Source organism: Nocardia sp. NPDC058633, assembly GCF_042717045.1.
GTDB lineage: Bacteria > Actinomycetota > Actinomycetes > Mycobacteriales > Mycobacteriaceae > Nocardia.
This window is the reverse complement of record NZ_JBHXRA010000009.1, coordinates 224,330-242,234: the sequence shown is the minus strand read 5'-3', so window position 1 is coordinate 242,234 and position 17,905 is coordinate 224,330. Positions and strand designations below refer to the sequence as shown.

18 protein-coding genes are annotated in these 17,905 nt (G+C 66.7%); 11 read left to right on the top strand and 7 right to left on the bottom strand.

Annotation, left to right across the window (positions count from 1 at the left end; translation table 11 throughout):
- The first annotated feature begins 2 nt into the window (after nucleotides 1-2).
- The 3 genes from ACFWUR_RS14465 to ACFWUR_RS14455 are packed head-to-tail and all read left to right on the top strand — an operon-like array spanning nucleotide 3 to nucleotide 4,761.
- Nucleotides 3-2,288: a germacradienol/geosmin synthase gene (locus tag ACFWUR_RS14465; RefSeq protein WP_378906804.1), complete on the top strand. Its 2,286-nt coding sequence runs from the start codon at nucleotides 3-5 to the stop codon at nucleotides 2,286-2,288.
- Entirely contained in the window at nucleotides 2,285-3,676 is a 1,392-nt protein-coding gene (locus ACFWUR_RS14460) for a family 2B encapsulin nanocompartment shell protein (protein ID WP_378906802.1), read from the top strand. The genes ACFWUR_RS14465 and ACFWUR_RS14460 overlap by 4 nt, the downstream gene beginning before the upstream one ends.
- Nucleotides 3,673-4,761, top strand: coding sequence for a family 2 encapsulin nanocompartment cargo protein polyprenyl transferase (locus tag ACFWUR_RS14455; RefSeq protein WP_378906800.1), 1,089 nt, complete (start codon nucleotides 3,673-3,675; stop codon nucleotides 4,759-4,761). Before ACFWUR_RS14460 ends, ACFWUR_RS14455 begins: the two co-directional genes overlap by 4 nt.
- A gap of 81 nt (nucleotides 4,762-4,842) precedes the next feature.
- Here the strand turns inward: ACFWUR_RS14455 and ACFWUR_RS14450 are convergent, their stop codons facing one another.
- Nucleotides 4,843-6,360, bottom strand: coding sequence for an alpha/beta hydrolase (locus tag ACFWUR_RS14450; protein ID WP_378906798.1), 1,518 nt, complete (start codon nucleotides 6,358-6,360; stop codon nucleotides 4,843-4,845).
- A 125-nt stretch (nucleotides 6,361-6,485) separates the two neighbouring features.
- On the opposite strand from ACFWUR_RS14450, the gene ACFWUR_RS14445 reads away from it, so the two are divergent.
- Together ACFWUR_RS14445 and pip are read left to right on the top strand one after the other, a co-directional pair.
- Entirely contained in the window at nucleotides 6,486-7,094 is a 609-nt protein-coding gene (locus tag ACFWUR_RS14445) for a TetR family transcriptional regulator (RefSeq protein ID WP_378906796.1), read from the top strand.
- Between the two features lie 193 nt (nucleotides 7,095-7,287).
- A complete protein-coding gene (gene pip, locus ACFWUR_RS14440; RefSeq protein WP_378906794.1) occupies nucleotides 7,288-8,256 on the top strand; it encodes a prolyl aminopeptidase in 969 nt (322 codons plus the stop codon).
- Nucleotides 8,257-8,434: 178 nt separating this feature from the next.
- Here pip and ACFWUR_RS14435 read toward each other — a convergent pair whose 3' ends face one another.
- The 3 genes from ACFWUR_RS14435 to ACFWUR_RS14425 form a co-directional block, all read right to left on the bottom strand.
- Nucleotides 8,435-8,581 carry a hypothetical protein gene (locus ACFWUR_RS14435; protein WP_378906792.1) on the bottom strand — a complete coding sequence of 49 codons (147 nt, stop codon included), beginning with the start codon at nucleotides 8,579-8,581 and terminating at the stop codon, nucleotides 8,435-8,437.
- 140 nt (nucleotides 8,582-8,721) lie between these two features.
- Nucleotides 8,722-9,594, bottom strand: a complete 873-nt coding sequence (locus tag ACFWUR_RS14430; RefSeq protein ID WP_378906790.1) for a response regulator transcription factor — start codon at nucleotides 9,592-9,594, stop codon at nucleotides 8,722-8,724.
- Nucleotides 9,595-9,668: 74 nt separating this feature from the next.
- Complete coding sequence (locus ACFWUR_RS14425; protein WP_378906788.1) at nucleotides 9,669-11,237, bottom strand: AMP-binding protein; 1,569 nt, start codon at nucleotides 11,235-11,237, stop codon at nucleotides 9,669-9,671.
- A gap of 311 nt (nucleotides 11,238-11,548) precedes the next feature.
- Between ACFWUR_RS14425 and ACFWUR_RS14420 the strand changes: the two genes are divergently transcribed.
- The 4 genes from ACFWUR_RS14420 (at nucleotide 11,549) to ACFWUR_RS14405 (ending at nucleotide 14,139) form a co-directional block, all read left to right on the top strand.
- A complete protein-coding gene (locus tag ACFWUR_RS14420; protein ID WP_378906786.1) occupies nucleotides 11,549-11,932 on the top strand; it encodes a DUF1304 domain-containing protein in 384 nt (127 codons plus the stop codon).
- Nucleotides 11,933-11,978: 46 nt separating this feature from the next.
- On the top strand, nucleotides 11,979-12,248 hold the full coding sequence (locus tag ACFWUR_RS14415) for a hypothetical protein (RefSeq protein ID WP_378906784.1): 270 nt from the start codon (nucleotides 11,979-11,981) through the stop codon (nucleotides 12,246-12,248).
- Nucleotides 12,249-12,367: 119 nt separating this feature from the next.
- The gene (locus ACFWUR_RS14410) at nucleotides 12,368-13,285 is read left to right on the top strand and encodes a helix-turn-helix domain-containing protein (protein WP_378906782.1); all 918 of its coding nucleotides are present in this window, start codon (nucleotides 12,368-12,370) and stop codon (nucleotides 13,283-13,285) included.
- 26 nt (nucleotides 13,286-13,311) lie between these two features.
- Nucleotides 13,312-14,139 carry an SAM-dependent methyltransferase gene (locus ACFWUR_RS14405; RefSeq protein WP_378906780.1) on the top strand — a complete coding sequence of 276 codons (828 nt, stop codon included), beginning with the start codon at nucleotides 13,312-13,314 and terminating at the stop codon, nucleotides 14,137-14,139.
- Between the two features lie 28 nt (nucleotides 14,140-14,167).
- On the opposite strand, the gene ACFWUR_RS14400 is transcribed toward ACFWUR_RS14405, so the two are convergent.
- The gene (locus tag ACFWUR_RS14400) at nucleotides 14,168-14,977 is read right to left on the bottom strand and encodes a class II aldolase/adducin family protein (RefSeq protein ID WP_378906779.1); all 810 of its coding nucleotides are present in this window, start codon (nucleotides 14,975-14,977) and stop codon (nucleotides 14,168-14,170) included.
- A gap of 122 nt (nucleotides 14,978-15,099) precedes the next feature.
- On the opposite strand from ACFWUR_RS14400, the gene ACFWUR_RS14395 reads away from it, so the two are divergent.
- Nucleotides 15,100-15,741, top strand: coding sequence for a TetR/AcrR family transcriptional regulator (locus ACFWUR_RS14395; RefSeq protein WP_378906777.1), 642 nt, complete (start codon nucleotides 15,100-15,102; stop codon nucleotides 15,739-15,741).
- 14 nt (nucleotides 15,742-15,755) lie between these two features.
- Here ACFWUR_RS14395 and ACFWUR_RS14390 read toward each other — a convergent pair whose 3' ends face one another.
- On the bottom strand, nucleotides 15,756-16,943 hold the full coding sequence (locus ACFWUR_RS14390) for an AI-2E family transporter (protein ID WP_378906775.1): 1,188 nt from the start codon (nucleotides 16,941-16,943) through the stop codon (nucleotides 15,756-15,758).
- 255 nt (nucleotides 16,944-17,198) lie between these two features.
- Entirely contained in the window at nucleotides 17,199-17,474 is a 276-nt protein-coding gene (locus ACFWUR_RS14385; protein ID WP_378906773.1) for a GlsB/YeaQ/YmgE family stress response membrane protein, read from the bottom strand.
- 224 nt (nucleotides 17,475-17,698) lie between these two features.
- Here ACFWUR_RS14385 and ACFWUR_RS14380 point away from each other — a divergent pair, with 224 nt between their 5' ends.
- Nucleotides 17,699-17,887, top strand: a complete 189-nt coding sequence (locus ACFWUR_RS14380) for a hypothetical protein (RefSeq protein ID WP_378906771.1) — start codon at nucleotides 17,699-17,701, stop codon at nucleotides 17,885-17,887.
- Nucleotides 17,888-17,905: the final 18 nt, after the last annotated feature.

Here is a 17,905-nt window from a genome sequence, read left to right as displayed (position 1 = left end):
TCGTGCAGCCCTTCGAGCTGCCCGAGTTCTACGTCGCTCACCCCGCGCGGCTGAGCCCGCATGTGGAACAGGCACGGGCACATACCAAACAGTGGGCCTACGACATGGGGATGCTCGGCGACACCGTCGGCGGCGACGTGGTGTGGGACGAGGCGAGTTTCGACGGCATGGACTATGCCGGCCTGTGCGCCTACACCCATCCGGAAGCGGATGCTCCGGTGCTCGACACCGTCACCGACTGGTACACCTGGGTCTTCTATTTCGACGACCACTTCCTCGACGCGTTCAAGCGCACCGGCGACATGGACGGCGCACGGCGATACCTCGACCGCCTGGCCACCTTCATGCCGCCCGACGGTGCCGCGATGCCCGAACCGACCAACCCCGACGAACGTGGTCTCGCCGACCTGTGGACGCGGACGGTGCCGGCGATGTCGCAGTGCTGGCGCGAACGGTTCCGGGAAAGCACCCGCAACCTGCTGCTCGACTGCGTCTGGGAGATCGGCAACATCAATACCGCCCGGATTCCCAATCCCATCGACTACATCGAGATGCGGCGCAGAGTCGGCGGCGCACCGTGGTCGGCGGATCTGGTGGAGTACGCCCGCGGCATCGAGATACCCGAAGCCATCGTCGGCACCCGGCCGATGCGCGTGCTGAAGGACACGTTCTCCGACGCGGTGCACCTGCGCAACGACATCTTCTCGTATCAGCGCGAGACCGAGGAGGAAGGCGAGGTGAACAACGGAGTTCTGGTGGTGGAGCGGTTTTTCGACTGTTCGCCGCAGCAGGCAGCCGGCATCGTCAACGACCAGCTCACGTCGCGGATCCACCAGTTCGAGAACACCGTGCTGACCGAGCTACCCCTGCTGTTCGACGAGCACGGGCTCGACGTGGTGCAGCGCGCGGCGGCGCTGTCGTACGCCCAAGGACTGCAGGACTGGCAGTCAGGTGGCCACGAATGGCATCTGCGGTCCAATCGGTACATGAACGGCTCCGCGGCGGCGGGCCCGAAGTCGTTCGGTCCCACGGGGATCGGCACCGAGCTGGCCAGACCCGGGTTCTGGAAGGGTCTGGCCGGTCCGGGCGGAGCGCGTAGTCACAGTCAGCGGCCGTTGCGCCGCACCGGGCAACTGCCGCTGCCGGACTTCGACGTGCCGTTCGAGCTGAGCCTGTCACCGCACCTGCCCACCGCCCGCTCGGCCAGTGTCGAATGGGCGCACCAGGTCGGCTTCCACGACCCGCTGCCCGAGCTCGGTGGGCGGCAATTGTGGACCCGCGAGGACACGGTCGGGTTCGATTTCGCCCTGTGCTCAGCCGGATTGGATCCCGACGCGGACGTCGACGCGCTGACGCTGTCGGCCGAATGGCTCACCTGGGGCACCTGGGGCGACGACTACTTTCCGGTCGTCTTCGCCCCGGCACAGGGTGCCGCCTCGATGGCCGGGGCGAAAGCATGCAACGCCCGATTGTCCACGTTCATGCCCCTGGACCTGAAACCTGTTGGTACACCGATCAATCCGCTGGAACGGTCGTTGCTCGACCTGTGGTCGCGCACCGCGCGGCCGATGTCGCCGACGGTGCGGCGCACCTTTCGGCAGGCGGTGGAATCCATGACCGAAAGCTGGTTGTGGGAGCTGGCCAACCACATCCAGCATCGCGTCCCCGACCCGGTCGACTACCTGGAGATGCGTCGTCGCACTTTCGGCTCGGACCTGACGATCGCGCTGTCGAAGATCGCCCGCGGCGGCGTGATCCCCGACGCGGTGTTCGAGTCCACCACCATGCGCGGCATCGAACATGCCGCCCAGGACTACGGCTGTTTGATCAACGACTTCTTCTCGTATCAGAAGGAAATCGAATACGAAGCCGAGTTGCACAACGCGATCCTGGTGGTCGAGTCGTTCTTCGATTGCGACCGCGACGCCGCCGCCGCGGTCGTCGACGACTTGATGCGGGCCAGAATGCGACAGTTCCAGCGACTCGTCGACGACGAACTGCCCGTCCTTTTCGAACACCACCGGCTCGACGACGCCGCTCGCGCGGCGCTGACCAGCTATATCGATGAACTGCGTGATTGGATCGCGGGCATTCTGCACTGGCATCGCGGCACCCGCCGCTACCGCCCCGAGTACCTGCGCTACCCGGTCGGCAGCCCACCGCGCACTGCCGCCCGCCCGGTCCACGCGTGGGGTCCCTCGGGTATCGGCACCGCCGCCGCCCGTCTTCGTCCCCGTGTCGGATCCGTCGCCACCCATGCCACCTCGCCGGGAAGGACTTCCTCGTGACCAGCACTGCCCAGAATCCGCCGACCGCGTTCGGTGTCGCCGCCGCCCGCACATTGGCGACCACCACCAAATCCGTTCCGCAGATGCAAGGAATCACCCCCCGCTGGCTGCTGCGCATGCTGCCCTGGGTCGAGGTCGACGGCGGAACGTACCGGGTCAACCGGCGCCTGACCTACACCGTCGGAGACGGCTACGTCACCTGCACGCTGGCCAACGGCCGGTATCAGGTGGTCCCGGCCGAACTGCGCGAATTGCGCGCGCTGCGCGATTTCGACGACGACGACACCTTGCGCGAGCTCGCCCACCTGTTCAGCCAGCAGGAGTTCGCGGCGGGGGAGACGATCTGCGAATTCGGCAACGAAATCGATGCCGCCTATGTGCTCGCCCACGGTCGGGTCGTCCTCACCGGCCCCGGCGAATACGGTCAGCAAGTACAACTCGACGTGCTCGACGACGGCAGCCACCTCGGGGCCGCCACCCTCCAGGGCGGGCAGGCCATCTGGGAGTACACCGCCACCGCGAACACCGCCTGCACGGTGCTCGCGCTGCCGCGCGCCCTGTTCGACGCCTTGTGCGCCCGCACGCCCCGCCTCGCCGCCCACATCGGCGACGTCGGGGCCGCGGTCGCCGCCGAACAAACCGGTGCCGACAAATACGGTCAGGCGGCGATCGGAGTGCTGTCGGGCCAGCAGGGCGAACCGATCCTGCCCGGCACCTACGTCGACTACGACCAGCGACCACGCGAACTCGAGCTGAGCGTCGCGCAACTGCTGCTGCGCGTGCACACCCGGGTCACCGACCTCTACAACAAGCCGATGAACCAGCTCGATCAGCAGCTGCGCCTGTCGATAGCGGCATTGCGCGAACGTCAGGAACGCGACCTGCTGACCCACCACGACTACGGGTTGCTGCACAACGTCGACCCGAGTCAGCGGCTCTGCTCGGCTACCGGCCGGCCGACACCCGATGATCTCGATCGATTGCTGGCACGCCGCCGCAAGACCGCGTTCTTTCTCGCCCACCCCCGCGTCATCGCCCAGTTCGGCCACGAATGCACGGCGCGTGGCGTCTACCCGGATCACACCGAGATCGAGGGACAACGAGTGCACGCGTGGCGCAATGTGCCGCTGCTGCCCTCGGACAAGATCCCGATCTCGCCGAGCGGGACCAGCACGATATTGGCGATGCGGATCGGTGAATCCGACGACGGCGTGATCGGGCTGCGCCAGACCGGTCTACCCGACGAGGTCGAGCCGGGCATCAACGTTCGCTTCACCGGCATCGATGACCGCGCGATCGCCTCTTACCTAGTCAGTGCCAATCACGCTGCGGCAGTGCTTGTTCCGGACGCCCTCGGGGCCCTGACCGAAGTGCAGGTGAATCGATGAGCCTTCCGCACGCGGCGACCACGCCGATCTCGATGCAGACACCGACGACAGCACCCGCGACGCCGCCGAGTTCACGCACGGCCGCCGACGTACTCGAACAATGCCGTGAGCACTGCGCTGCCACCCTGCACGCGTCCGTGCAGATGATGCCTGCCACGGTGCGCACTATCGTGGGTTACCACTTCGGCTGGTGGGACAAGGACGGACGGCCGGAGAAGCACGACGGTGGCAAGGCGATTCGCCCGGCGCTCGTGCTGTCGGCCGCCCGGTTGACCGGCGGGGACGTGGCAGATGCCGTACGCGCGGCCGTCGCGGTGGAACTGGTGCACAACTTCTCGTTGCTCCACGACGATGTGATGGATCGCGACACCACCCGGCGGCACCGGCCGACGGCGTGGACCGCTTTCGGAATCGGTCCCGCCATCCTCGCCGGCGACGCGCTGGTCGCCCAGGCCTACACCTTGCTGTCCGCCGCGCCGCACACACCGATCGTCGAAGCATCGAACCTGATGAGTCGCTCGGTGCTGCAACTCGTCGAGGGCCAGTGCGCGGACCTGGGATTCGAGCAGCGCGGCGATGTCGAGGTCGACGAATGCCTCACCATGGTCGACCAGAAGACCGGGGCACTGTTCGGTTGTTCGGCCGCGCTCGGCGGTCTCTTCGCCCACGCGGACTCCGGTGAGCTCCTGCGCCTTCGAGAGTTCGGCAGGCGCATCGGCCGTGCCTTCCAGCACACCGACGACCTGCTCGGCATCTGGGGTGACCCGCGCGTCACCGGCAAATCGGTGTTCTCCGACCTACGCAGCCGGAAGAAGTCGTTGCCGGTGGTATTCGCATTGCGGTCGAACACCCCCGAAGCGGGCGCGCTCGCCGACCTCTATCTCCGCGAAAAGCCGCTGGACGACGGTGAATTGGTGCGTGCCGCCGAGTTGGTCGAAGCCGCGGGTGGGCGGGAATGGAGCCGGTTGCAGGCCGGGCAACTCTACGAGCAGGCCATGTCGACGATTTCCGAGGTCGGGACCGACGCCGAAGCCCTGGCCGATCTGGATGTGCTCGCGGCGCTGGCCGCGAACCGGGACTGCTGACGCCCCGCGCGGCCGGGTCTGCTTGTGCCCGAGCACAGGCACGGCCCGGTCGGGCGCAGGACCCGCGCTGAGGGCAGGTGCCTACGGCGTTGCGGGCGGACAGGTCGTGTCGTGCTCGGGCAAGGTGCCATCGACCAGGTAGCTGGTCACGATGTGCTGGGCGCACGGGTTCTTTCCGAGCACGTAGACACCGTGCCCGCTTCCGTCGACGGTCACCAAGCGGGAGCGTTCGCCGAATTTCTCATCGAGCAGCTCACCGCCGCGCAGCGGTGTCACGGGGTCGCGCTGGTTCTGCGCGATCAGGATGTTGGTCGGTCCCTGATCGTCGACGGTCACGGGAGGCTCGGTCGGCTCGTGCCGCCAATACGCGCACGGCATGATGTTCGCGGCCGCTGCGCCGAAGAGCGGGTACGCCTCGCGGTCTTCGCGCACCGCTTGTCGGTAGGTGGCCACGTCGGCGGGCCACTCGACGTCGTTGCAGGTCACCGCGAGAAACACCGACCAGGTGTTGTCGTGCGGTGAGAGCGCGTCGTGGTCGACCGACGGGCTGTCGGCGGGCGCTGCCTCCCCGGGGTTCAGCAAGGTGTTCCAGGTGTGCGCGGCTTGCTCGTAGCTTTTCTGGTTGTACAGCGTGACGAAGGTGCTCAGTCGAAAGAGGATGCCGTTGACTCCGTCGACAGGGTGGCGATCGAGTCGTTCGGCAAGGCGGAAGTACGTGTCACGCACCTGCTGCGCTGTGCGGCCCAGCCCGAATCGATCGTGTCGCAGGGCGGCCCATCGGGCGAAGTCCGGAAATGTCTCCTCCATTCCACGCGAGTACCTGCGCAGGCCGTCGACGTCGAGATGGGTATCGCCGATGTTGCTGTCGAGCACGATGCGATCGGAGCGGTCCGGGAACATCGAGGCGTAGGCGGCACCGAGCGCCGTGCCGTAGGAGTACCCGAGGAAGCTGGCTTTCTCCTCACCGAGTGCGGCCCGGATCCGGTCCAGGTCGCGGGCTGTGTTCGCGGTGCTCACCTGGCGCAGCCGCCCGTCCTGATCGTGTGCCGCGCACCGCGCGGCGACCTCCTTCGCGGTTGCCACTTGTTCGGCGAACGCTGTGTCGTCGGCTGCGTACGGTGGTACCGCGCCGTAGTACTTCACCTCGTCGGTGAATCCGCAGCTGATGGCCGAGGAGTGGCCGACTCCGCGGGTGTCCATGCCGATCAGGTCGTAACTGTCCAGCACGCTGTGCGGTATTCCATGCGAGGCAAGGAATGTGGGCTGGTCCAGCCCGGATCCGCCGGGGCCGCCGGGGTTGAGCAGCAGCACTCCGCGTCGCTTGTCCGGGTTCCCCGACGGTAGCCGGGAGATGGTGAGGTCGATCTGCGTGCCACCGGGATCGTCGTAGTCCAGCGGCACAGAGACAGTGACACAGCGCAATCGAGGTGGGCCTCCGTGCGTGAGGTCTTCGACGCCGTCGGGGCAGGCCCGCCACTGCACGGCGGGCGAACCCGCTGGGTGGGAGCCCGTTCCGGCGGGCGCGGGCGAACACCCGCCGACGAGTAGACCTGCCACCGCGACTGCCGCGACCGTCGAGGGAAACGGGGGGAATTTCATACGAGGCCTCTCAGAATTCGCCGCTCCATGGAATCGTCAGCGACCAGCACGCTGTACTGTTGGAGCCGTGACCCGAAACTAGCACACTGTGCTAGCACGGTGTGTTGGAAGAGGTGAGAGGTGAGATGGCCGAGCGCAACGAGGGTGAACTCGACTCGAGGGCCAAGATCATCATCGCGGCTTGCGAGATGATCGACGAGGATCCGGCATCCACGCTGAGCGTGCGGACCGTCGCGGCGCGAGCGGGGGTGAGCATGGGATCGCTACGCCACCATTTTCCGACCCAGCGCGCACTACGTGACGCTGTTCTCCACACGATCTACGACATTGTCACCACCGACGATCGGATCATCGAGGATCGCTCGGTGCCCGCGCGCGACCGGTTGGTTCAATGCTTGCGACAGGTGCTGGCCGTGGAAGTCGGCGAACAAGCGCGACAAGCCTGGATCACATTCTTCGACGCTTTCGTCGCCCCCGAACCCACCGCCGACATCCGCACGGCGTACCTCGCCCTGGCCGCCGAGGGGCAACGCAGGGTCGAACACTGGCTCGCGCTGCTCACTCGGGAAGGTGCCGTGCCCGAAGGCGACAACGCCCAGCGCGCAGCATTTCTGAACACTGTCCTCAACGGCCTCTCGATCGAGCGAGCCCTACCCGCCGACGACTCGCTGCTACAACGAGAAACCGCAACCCTGTACGCGGCGGTCGACTCGATCCTCGGCCCCGCGCGCTGACGCGGGTTCCGTGACTACCTCGGGAACGCTGCCATCGAAGCCATTGCGCCCCGCATGGTTCGGTGAAGGGTCCACCGCTCGTGCCGTCTGGCACATGACCACGCAGGAATCTCCGCGCGGACTCGCCCAGTCGCTCCTATCAGCTCAGCCGCGCAATCTTCGATCCCGTGCGGGTCCGATAATCTCGGCAACCGTGCCGCTGTCATTTCCCCCGATCGACCCGTACGCCGATGGCATGCTCGATGTCGGTGACAGAAACCAGGTGTACTGGTGTACCAGCGGCAACCCCGCGGGGCGTCCGGTGCTGGTGGTGCACGGCGGGCCGGGCAGCGGGAGCAGTCCGCGAGCGCGGAAGGTGTTCGATCCGAACATCTTTCGAATCGTGCAGTTCGATCAGCGTGGTTGCGGGCAGAGCATCCCGAGTGCCGCCGACCCCCGGACGAGTATGGCGGTGAACACCACCGAGCACCTGATCGCCGACATGGAGCGGTTGCGCACTCACCTCGGCGTCCAGCGCTGGCTGTTGTACGGCGGATCCTGGGGTTCGACGCTGATCCTCGCCTACGCCGAGCGGTACCCGCAACGAGTCACCGGGATCGTGCTGGTCGGGATCACCAGCACCCGCCGCCGCGAGATCGACTGGCTGTACCGGGGTCTCGCGCGGCTGCTGCCTGCCGAGTGGGAGCGGTTCCAGGCCGCGCTGCCTGGCGACGGTGACCCGGTCGAGGGCTACCGGCAGCTGCTGGAGCACCCGAGCCCGGAAATGCGCCGCGATGCCGCGAACGAGTGGTGTCGCTGGGAGGACGCGGTGATAGCGCACGAATCCATGGGAAGCCCCGGGCAGTACAGCGCCGAACCGGACACCGCCATGCTCGCCTTCGTCCGGATCTGCACGCACTACTTCGCGCACGCGGCGTGGCTCGATGAAGGCGTGCTGCTGCGCGAGGCCGGGCGGCTGGCCGGGATCCCCGGCGAACTGATCCACGGCCGCCTCGATCTCAGCGCCCCACTCGAAACTGCGTGGGAACTCGCGAAAGTCTGGCCGGATGCCCGCCTGCACGTCATCGACGACTCCGGCCACACCGGCAGCCCCGCCATGGGCGAAGCGCTCGCTCACGCCATCGCCCGCTTCGCGCAGCACGGTACCGATCAGTACACCTAGACGGCCACGAGATCCGGTCAAGACCTCCCACGCGGCGGCACCGAGCCCGCAAGCATGGCCTCGGTGCAAGAACCAGAACTGGTGGGCGTCGGTGGGGGAGAGCGCCAGTGGTGGGCTGTCACAATCGAATTCCTCGTCCTCGAAGCCCATCAGTGGTGCTTGGAGAACGACGGCGGGGTCATCCGTGGACCGATGCGCGCTGGTAGTGCAGGGAAACGGTGCCGGAGGTGGGGAAGGTGGTGGCGGTGGCGAGTTGCCAGGTCGACGTGTAGCCGTCCGGGAGCAGGCGCAGGCCGCTGCCCAGCGTTGTGGGGACGACGGTCAAGAAGAGGTCGTCGACGAGGTTTGTCGCGAGGAGCCCTTGAATGACCGCTTCCTGCGAGTAGACGGAGCGTCGCTGTCGGACTCATCGGTGGGCACACGTTGCCGCTGGAGCCAGGCGGTAACGGCGTCGACGCAGTGAGGTCAGGGGATGAGGCCGGCGCGGCGGGCGTTGACGACTGCTTCGAGGCGGGTGGTGGCGTGCATTTTCGACATCACCGTCTTCATGTAGCTCTTGACCGTGTGAACGGACAGCCCGAGGGTGACGGCGATCTGCCGGTTGGGCAGACCCACGGCCGCCAGGCTCACGATGTCGATCTCACGGGAGGTCAGGGTCGAGTGCGTGTCGGTGGACGGGTTGTCGGCGCGGGCCAGTTGACGTGAGATCTGCTCGATCGCCTGTCGCAGTTCGGGTTCGGCGACCGTGTGGCTCAGCAGGCGCAGTTGGTTGTGGGCGATCCGCACCTGTTCGCGGAGTCGGCTGTGGTCGGGTTGGGGTTCGCGGGACGTGATGGCTGTGCGCACGACGAGTTCGTGCTCGAGCGCGCGCGCCTCCTGGGTGATGGCGTCGTGGATTCTGTCGCCGATCACCTGGGTGCCTCGGAACGCTCCGTAGATGATCGCCACCGGGCGCCGGGCGATGATGAGCGGCATCGCGACCACCGACTTCAAGCCTTCGACACGGATGACGGGGTCGTAGCGGTGGGTGATGCGATCGGATTCGAAGTAGTCGGAGACCGCCAAGGAACGCATGAGGGCCAATGACCGACCGCCCAGGCCTTCGTTGGCTGTCAGGGTGAGCCCGTTGAGCGCACCGGCCGTGGGACCTGCGAAGTGCTGGAGGCGAATCTGGCCGGAGTCGAGAACGCGCCCGCCGAACGCCAGCGAAACGCCGGTCGCCACCCGGATGCGATGAAGTGCGCGTGCCATGCCGGCGTCGAGGTCTTCGACGGTCGGCAGCCTCCGGGCGTCGGGGCTGGTGCCCGGATGCGCCGAGCTGGGCGCGGAATCGGTCATGCGGCGGGCGGTCTCCTCAGGACGATAGTGATGACGCCTAGGGTCCAAAGTACCGACACCGGCGCTCGGTGGCCCTACCGCTGCCGCAGCAGAAACCGCTGGACTTTGCCGCTGGGGGTCTTGGGCAATTCGTCGACATAGTGGACGACGCGGGGATAGGCGTGCGCGGCGAAACCGGTTTTGACCAGCTGCTGCAACTGGGCCGTCAACTCGTCGGAACCGTCGATGCCAGGTCCGAGCACCACGAAGGCTTCGAGAACCTCCCCGCGCAGCTCGTCCGGTCGGCCGACCACGGCCACGTCGACCACCTGGGGGTGAGTGATGAGCACGCTTTCCACCTCGAACGGACCGATGCGGTATCCGGCCATGATGATCACGTCGTCATCGCGCGCGGTGAACCAGAAGCGGCCGTTCTCGTCGACGTGGCCGGTATCTCCGGTGAGATACCAGGCGCGATCCTCGGTGAATCGGTGCGCGGTCTTGTCCGGGGCGTCGAGATAGCCGGTGAAGAACATCAGTGGGCTGGACGCGACGTCGATGGCGATCTGGCCGTCGACGATGCCGGTCGCGAAGCCGGGCATCGCGAATCCCATCGAGCCCGGAACCACGGGCGCGCGCAGTGCGTCGTGCCAGTGGTTGTTGATGAACATGCCGTGTTCGGTCTGGCCGTAGTGGTCGCGCACCTCGGTGCCCAGCGCTGTGCGCGCCCATCCGATGACGTCCGGGGTCAACGGCTCACCGGCGGAGGACGCGCGTCGCAGCGCGAAGCCGTCGATGCTGGGGTCCTTGCTCAAGGTGCGGTAGACGGTCGGGGCACCGGCGAAGTTGGTGACACCGAACTCGGTGAGGACGCGCGCGGTCACCGCGGCGGAGAACCCGGCGTGCAGCAGCAGATTCGGCCGCCCGACGGCCATCGGGCCGAGCACGCCGTAGTAGAGGCCGTAGGCCCACCCCGGGTCCGCGGCGTTCCAGAAGACATCGTCGTCGGTGACGTCGAGGCCGTATGTCATGTAACAGGCGAAGGCGGCCAGGGCGCGCACCGGAATCGGCACACCCTTCGGTGCGCCGGTGGTTCCGCTGGTGAACAGCAGGATCAGCGGTGCGTCACCACCCACGGCCACCGTCTCGGTGGTCGGCATGGATTCGTCGACGAGCCGGTCGAACTGTTCACCGGCGACGATGGTCGTGACCTCGAGCCCGTCGAGCTTGCCGACCTGGCTGGGTTCGGTGACCACGACCCGTGCCCGCGCGGCCGTGAGGCGCATCTCGATGGCGGGAGCGGCGAAGGCAGTGAACAGCGGGATGTAGACCGCGCCGAGGCGGGCGATGGCGACCAGCGCGATCACCAGTTCTGCGCGTTTGCCCATCAGCACCCCGACCCGATCGCCGCGGCCGATCCCCCGAGCGGCGAGTGCGGTCGCGAAACGTCGGGAGCGTTCGGCCAGGTCACCGTAGGTGAGCTCGACCGGTATCAGGCGTTCGCCCTCGGACTCGACGACGGTGAACGCGACCGCGTCGGGGTCGCGGCGGTCGACGAGCAGTGCGGCGACATCGGCATCGGGTGCGGCGAAGGTGTGCAGCCACTCCTCGATGGAGTGCGCCACCGCGGCGGGATCGACGCCGGAGGGGGTGGTGGGTGTCATCGTTGACCTTCTTCAGTCTGTGCTCTGTAAGTTGGGTCACAGTTTCGATCCAGTGTGACACTTGCCGGTACCCCCGAAAGTGGGTAGCGACGTCGAAGCTGGAGAACCGGTCGGCCCGCAGCTGATCACTCCGGCTTGCGGTACCGACCGGATGCGGTGGACAACTGCGCGCCGCGTGCACCGAACCGCTCGAGCAGGTTGCTGAATTCGTTGCCCTGGCCGACCGCGAGTCGGAGCCGCGCGCCGGGTCCGGTGGGTGATAATCGCCGCGGAAGCTCGGCGGGTGCCGGGCCGCGGCGAAGGGCGGATCGATGACCGCGATCGGGTTGGTCTTCACCGGAGTGGCTGTGCTGGTGCACGGCTACATCTTCGTGATGGAGTCGCTGCAGTGGACAGCGCCGCGGACGCGAGCGACGTTCGCGATGTCGGCGGCAGACGCGGAAGCCACCAAGGAGATGGCCTTCAATCAGGGGTTCTACAACCTCTTCCTGGCCGTTGTCGCGGCGATCGGAATGGGGTTCACCGCGTTCGGCGACAAGGGAACAGGGCTCGCGCTGGTGCTGGCCGGTGCGGGTTCGATGGTGGCCGCCGGGGTGGTGCTGCTGGCGTCGTCACCCGCCAAGGCCCGTCCGGCCCTGATCCAGTTGGTTCCGCCGCTGATCGGTTGTGTCGCCTTGGTGATCGCCCAACTCTGAGCATGCCCCTGGCCCAGCTACCGAGGCTGTCGGCGAGGGATCACCGGTGGACGAGCGCGGCCTGTTGCCGTTCGCATCGGGTGCGGCCGGCCGGTGGCGGTTCGATCAGCCGAGCGTCCATGAGCTCGCGCTCGATTGCCGCTGCTGCGTAGTGCATCCCGGCGCCGCGCAATTGCTCGATCCTGGCGCGGACCCGGTCGATCCCGTACGACCGGACAACCTCGGCGATCCCGACCCTGCCGCCCGGATTCGCGGCGAATCCCGCAGCCGTGCTACCGATCTCCATTGCAAGCCCCCCAACGGGAATCCCTACTGATCCCACCGCACAGCCTAACGGCTTGCACGTGCATCTGCACGTGCACGGCGTCCGGTATCGAGGTGTAATAGGTTGTGGCACACTCAGGTTCGGGACGTTGCATGCCGACAGGAGTGGCCGTGAGCGAGGATTTGACCGCCGTCGCCGGCGTGTGCGCAGGGCAGGATTCGGATGAGGACCCCGCCTTGCTCCGCCGGGTGCTCGGGGTGCGCCTGCGGCGTTTGCGTGAGTCGGCCGGTATCAGCGGGGATGCCGCCGGGCGGGTGATCCGTGCTTCCCATTCGAAGATCAGTCGACTCGAGGCCGGTCGAGTCAGCTTCCGCGCCGTCGATGTCGACGATCTGCTGACCGCGTACGGGGTGCGCGATGCCGATCTGCGTGACGAATACCGGCACTTGGTGGAGCGCGCCAACCGGACCGGGCGGTGGCAAGCGGGCACGGATCTGACGGCCTCGCGACCGGACACCTACCTGGCACTCGAGGAAGCCGCCTCCCTGATCCGCTCCTACGCGCCGAGCTTGATGCCGGATCTGGTGTGGACGCCCTCCTACGCGCACACCATCTTCGCGATCGCCGACCGCCAACCGGCCGCTGATATCCAGCGACGCATCGAATTGCTGGCACGGCGGCAGCGACTGCTCACCCGCGCGGATCCGCCCCGGGCCTGGTTCGTCATCGAGGAAGCCGCGCTGCGCCGACCGCTCGGTGGGGCGCAGATCTGGCAGGGACAGATGGACCATCTCGCCGAGTTGGCGCAGCGTCCCAATATCACCGTGCAGGTGCTACCCGATCACATCGGTGGACCGGCCATCAGTGGAACCCCTTTCACCATGCTGCGTTTCGCGGCGCCCGAGTTGAGCGATATCGCGCACTATCTCCATCTCGCCGGACCCCAGTTCCTCGACAAGCCCGCCGAGCTGGACCGCTTCAACTCGGCCTGGGATCGGCTGTGCGTCTGTGCCTATCCGCCCGAGCGGACCACGCAGCTGCTGGACACGCTGCGAACCACCTGTTCCACCGTCGACCTCTCCCTGTAGCGAACACCGATCAGAACAGAGATCCCATGCCCGACAACGCCTCCGGTGCCCTGTCCACCGACGTCGACACCACGATCGCCCACGAAGCACGCGTCTACGACTACTGGCTCGGGGGCAAGGACAACTACCCCGCCGACCGGGCGCTCGGCGATGCGATCGCTGAGCATGTTCCTGCTATCAAGACGATGGCGCGCGCCAACCGCGCCTTCCTCAGCCGAGCGGTTCGGCACCTGGTGGGCGAAGCGGGCATCACCCAATTCCTCGACATCGGGACCGGAATCCCCACGGCCGGAAACACCCACGAGGTCGCTCAGCAGCTCGATCCCAACGCGCGGGTCGTCTACGTCGACAAGGATCCGATCGTGCTCGCCCACGCCCGCGCGTTGATGAGCAGCACCCCGCAGGGGCGCACTCGATTCATTCACGCGGACCTGCACGACCCGCGGTCCATCCTCGACCACCCCGACCTCGCCGACACCCTCGACCGCGATGAACCGGTTGCCATCATGCTCGTCGCGATCATGATGTATTTCGCCGACAACGACCGTCCCCAGGAGGTCATCGCCGCCCTCCTCGACGCCGTCCCCTCCGGCAGCTACCTCGTGATCACCCATCCCACCGCTGATTTCGCACCCGAGGCGATGGCCGGAGTGCAGGCGGCCGCACAAGCCTCGGGTATCTCCTTTCACCCCCGCAGCAACGCCGCCACCAGTGAGTTGTTCGCCGGAACCACCCTCATAGATCCGGGCCTGGTCCCCGTCGCCGCCTGGCGACCCGAACTCATCGACCGCCCCGCCGCCGTCGCCGAGGCCGACAGCGCCTGGTACTGGGCAGGTATCGGCCGCAAACCCTGATCGTCGCGCGGACCGGCCTGGTCGGCGCTCAGTCCAACAGGTCGGGATCGCTGCGCATGATCTGGGTGAACAGCGGTTGGGCCTGGAACCATCCGGCAAGTGGGCTGCCGAGTTGGGCGTGGCTGGTCACCGCGACGTCGTGGTCGATCAGTTTCGGGGTGCCCGCCGCCATCGCCAGCAGTTGGGCCTGGCAGGAGCGTTCCATCGTGATGAACCACCACACTGCCTCGGCCACCGAACCGCCACCGGTCAGCAGGCCGTGGTTCTGCAGGATCACGGCCTTGTGCGAACCCAGAGCGGCGGCGATGCGTTCGCCTTCCTCCTGTTCGTTCACCACGCCTCGGTAGTCGGTGTAGAGGCCGTGATCCTGGTAGAACGCACACGCGTCCTGGGTGATCGGGTCGAGGTGAATACCCAACGACGAGAACGCTTTGCCGTAGATCGAATGCGAATGGGCCGCGGCGATCACGTCCGGGCGTGCTTTGTGGACCTGGGAATGGATCACGAACGCCGCGCGGTTGACCGGTGCGTTTCCAGCAAGAACGTTGCCCTCGTGGTCGACGAGGATCAGGTCCGAGGCGGTGATGTGGTGGAAACTCATGCCGAACGGGTTCACCCAGAACCACTGCGGGTTCTCCGGATCACGCACGGTGATGTGCCCGGCCACCCCTTCGCTGAAACCGAAACGGCCGAACAGTCGGAAACCGGCAGCCAATTGCTGCTTGCGGTAGGTGCGTTCCACCTCGATCGACTCGAATGTCGGCGGCAGCGGAATCTGCGCACTGGCGGTCTGTGGTCCGACGGCCGCGGCCAACTCCTCGGGCAACGTCTCGGTCATGGTCGCACCTCTCACTCGACAGCATTCCTATCGGATAGAGATCGCTATCCGATAGTGGTGTGTATCCTGACAGGCGACGAAGGTGTGGTCAAGGCCACAGCCCTATGGAGGAGAAGGCGCGCATGCCGAAGGGTCCGACCAAACGCCGTCCCCGAACTCAGGCCAAGTTGCTGCAAGCCGCACGGGAGCTGTTCGCCGAGAAGGGATTCGGCGCGACTTCGGTCGGAGACATCTGCGGGCGAGCCGGGTACACCAGCGGGGCCTTCTACTCGAACTACAGCTCCAAGGACGAGTTGTTCTTCGCCCTGTTCGACGCCCACGCCGCCGAGCTGATCGAACGTCTGCGCGACAAGCTCACCCGATTGCGGGAACAATCGGCCACGATCGACGAGCTCGTCGCCGCGGCGACCGAGATCGGCCCCGAGGAGCGCAGCTGGTATCTGATCAGCACCGAATTCACGCTCTACGCCATTCGCAATCCCGCCGCGGCCAGGACCCTCGCCGACCACGACGCCAAAGTTCGAGCGCTGTTCATTCCGCTGCTCGATGTTCTACGGCGAGAGTTCGATGTCACTGTCCCGGTCGACCTCGACCACCTGACCAGGGCTGTCATCGCGCTGCGCGAGGGCGGTCTGGCCCAGAGCCTTGTCGAACCCGACCGCCTCGCGCACGGTGAACTCGAGCGGACCTATCTGCCCGCGCTGGTGCTGACTCCGCTGCGGCCACCAGGGGCGTCGATCGAGCTCCGACACGACGGCCGCTGACCTTCTCGCTCAGGTCAGGCGGCGGGGTCGGGCGACGGCGAGGCCGCCAAGGCACCGTCGACATCCGGTTCGTCGTCTTCGGTCGGCGGTTCGGTGGTCGCGTCGATCTGCTCGCCGATGTACCGGATGACCACCGCGATCATCGCGACCACCGGTACCGCCAGGAAGGCGCCGGTGATCCCGTAGAGCGAGCCGCCGGCGGTGACGGCGAGCAGCACGATGACGGCGTGGAGTTCCATGCTGCGGCTCTGCAGAACAGGTTGCAGCACATTGCCTTCCAGCTGCTGCACCGCGATGACGATGCCGAGCACGATCAGTGCGGTGGTGAGTCCGTTACCGACCAGTGCGACGAGGACGGCGAGCGCACCGGCGACGAAAGCTCCGACCATCGGGACGAATCCGCCGATGAAGGTGATCACCGACAGCACCAGCGCCAGCGGAACATCGAGGATGAACAGTGCCGCGCCGATGAGAACGGCGTCGACCATGCTGACAACCGCTTGAGTACGGATGAATCCACCCAGGGTCGCCCAGACTCGTTCCAGGACGGCTTCGAGATGGCGGCCGCTGCGGTTGCCGGACACCCGATGCATCCAGGGCAGGAAACGCGTGCCGTCCTTGAGGAAGAAGAACACCAGCACCAAGACCAAGAACACGGTGATCAGGACCGAGGTCGCGGTAGACACACCGGTGAACACACCGTTGGCGATCTGCGTGCCGCTGGATTGGAGCCGGCCCACGATCGCGTCGACCGCGGAATCGAGTTGCTCGTCGCGCACGCGCAACGGTGGCCCCTGGATCCAGTGGCGTACTTGGTTGACCCCGTCGGTGGCTTTGTCGGCGAGTTGGGGTGCTTGATCGGCCACCGAGGGCACGATCAGCGCGATGACCCCGGCCAGCATCGCCACGAACCCCAGCAGGGTGATCGACGCGGCCAGCGCGGGCGGTAGCTTGTGCTGGGTGAGCCAGCGGGTCGGTGGCCACAGGATCGTGGTGACCACGATCGCCAGGGCGATGGGCAAGATCACGACCCACAGTCGGGCGGTGACCGTGCCGAGGACCCAGGCTCCCAGCGCGATCGCGACGACGCACAGCGACCATTTGGCCAGCCACAGGAGCCCGGCTCCGATCACTTCACCGCGGTCCCGCAACGACTTTCCGTTCGGATGCGCTCGACTGGTCTTTTTCACGGGTCCGCTCACGTTGTTAGTTTGGCACGGCAGCCGACGATCTCGGTGGATCGGAAGTTGTCGGTCCTTCGGTTCAGTGTTTCCAGACAACTGCCCGAGCAGCGGAGGTCACCCAGGATGGTGGCCGTGGGGCCACCATCCTGGGTGAACACTCGCTGCCCGGGTTCAGTTGGACTGTGCTGCGGGAGCCGCAAGGCAACGAGTTCTGTGTCGTCGCTGCCGAGGGTTCACCTGATGAAGCCTGGGGATCACCCAGGCAGGAGGACACTAACGCGATACGCCACGACGTCCGGTGACCAAACCGACGAGGAACAGCAGGACGACCGCGCCGGCGATGCAGGTGAAGAAGCTGAACCAGAGCCCGCCGCCGGCGACATCGACACCGAACAGTGTGAGCAGGAACCCGCCGAGCAGGCCGCCGACGATACCGACGACGATGTTGAGCAGGATTCCCTGCTGGGCGTCGGTCTTCATGATCTTGCTGGCGATCCAACCGGCGAGGCCGCCGATGATGATCCATCCGAGGATACCGAGACCGAGCATGGGCTACTCCAATCGTGCTGGCGACCACCCGGATCGGTGGTCGCTTCGCCAGCGTCATACCCCTACCTCGCGCAGCCAATCAGGCAACGGTCGAATTCGTGCGAGGGCAACGGTCGAAGGCGGGGGAATCCGGGCGTGGCTGTTTGGGACGCGAATTTCGAGGTACCACGACGGTGCGGCCGTCGGCCGCACGAGCGCGTCACCACCTCGTGGAGGAGAAGTTCATGGATCCCCTGGACATCATCGCTCAGTGGCGTCGAGACATCGCGACCGCCGACAATGCCGGCCACGATGGCGCGCAATCGCGGTTGCGCGGTGCATGGCCGGCGTCGGCCGGAGCCGACGCGCAGGACGGACCGGCCGCCGAGAACGACGGATCCAGCCGACGGACCGGAACGACCGACAAGAGCTGAGCCTCGACCGGTCGAACC

Bases quoted from the DNA above. Each gene is read 5' to 3' on its own strand.
- ACFWUR_RS14420 (WP_378906786.1), top strand. From the start codon at position 11,549: ATGACCGCGATCGGGTTGGTCTTCACCGGAGTGGCTGTGCTGGTGCAC.
- ACFWUR_RS14425 (WP_378906788.1), bottom strand. From the start codon at position 11,237: ATGACACCCACCACCCCCTCCGGCGTCGATCCCGCCGCGGTGGCGCAC.
- ACFWUR_RS14380 (WP_378906771.1), top strand. From the start codon at position 17,699: ATGGATCCCCTGGACATCATCGCTCAGTGGCGTCGAGACATCGCGACC.
- ACFWUR_RS14455 (WP_378906800.1), top strand. From the start codon at position 3,673: ATGAGCCTTCCGCACGCGGCGACCACGCCGATCTCGATGCAGACACCG.
- ACFWUR_RS14430 (WP_378906790.1), bottom strand. From the start codon at position 9,594: ATGACCGATTCCGCGCCCAGCTCGGCGCATCCGGGCACCAGCCCCGAC.
- ACFWUR_RS14400 (WP_378906779.1), bottom strand. From the start codon at position 14,977: ATGACCGAGACGTTGCCCGAGGAGTTGGCCGCGGCCGTCGGACCACAG.
- ACFWUR_RS14450 (WP_378906798.1), bottom strand. From the start codon at position 6,360: ATGAAATTCCCCCCGTTTCCCTCGACGGTCGCGGCAGTCGCGGTGGCA.
- ACFWUR_RS14445 (WP_378906796.1), top strand. From the start codon at position 6,486: ATGGCCGAGCGCAACGAGGGTGAACTCGACTCGAGGGCCAAGATCATC.
- ACFWUR_RS14405 (WP_378906780.1), top strand. From the start codon at position 13,312: ATGCCCGACAACGCCTCCGGTGCCCTGTCCACCGACGTCGACACCACG.
- ACFWUR_RS14385 (WP_378906773.1), bottom strand. From the start codon at position 17,474: ATGCTCGGTCTCGGTATCCTCGGATGGATCATCATCGGCGGCCTCGCC.
- ACFWUR_RS14395 (WP_378906777.1), top strand. From the start codon at position 15,100: ATGCCGAAGGGTCCGACCAAACGCCGTCCCCGAACTCAGGCCAAGTTG.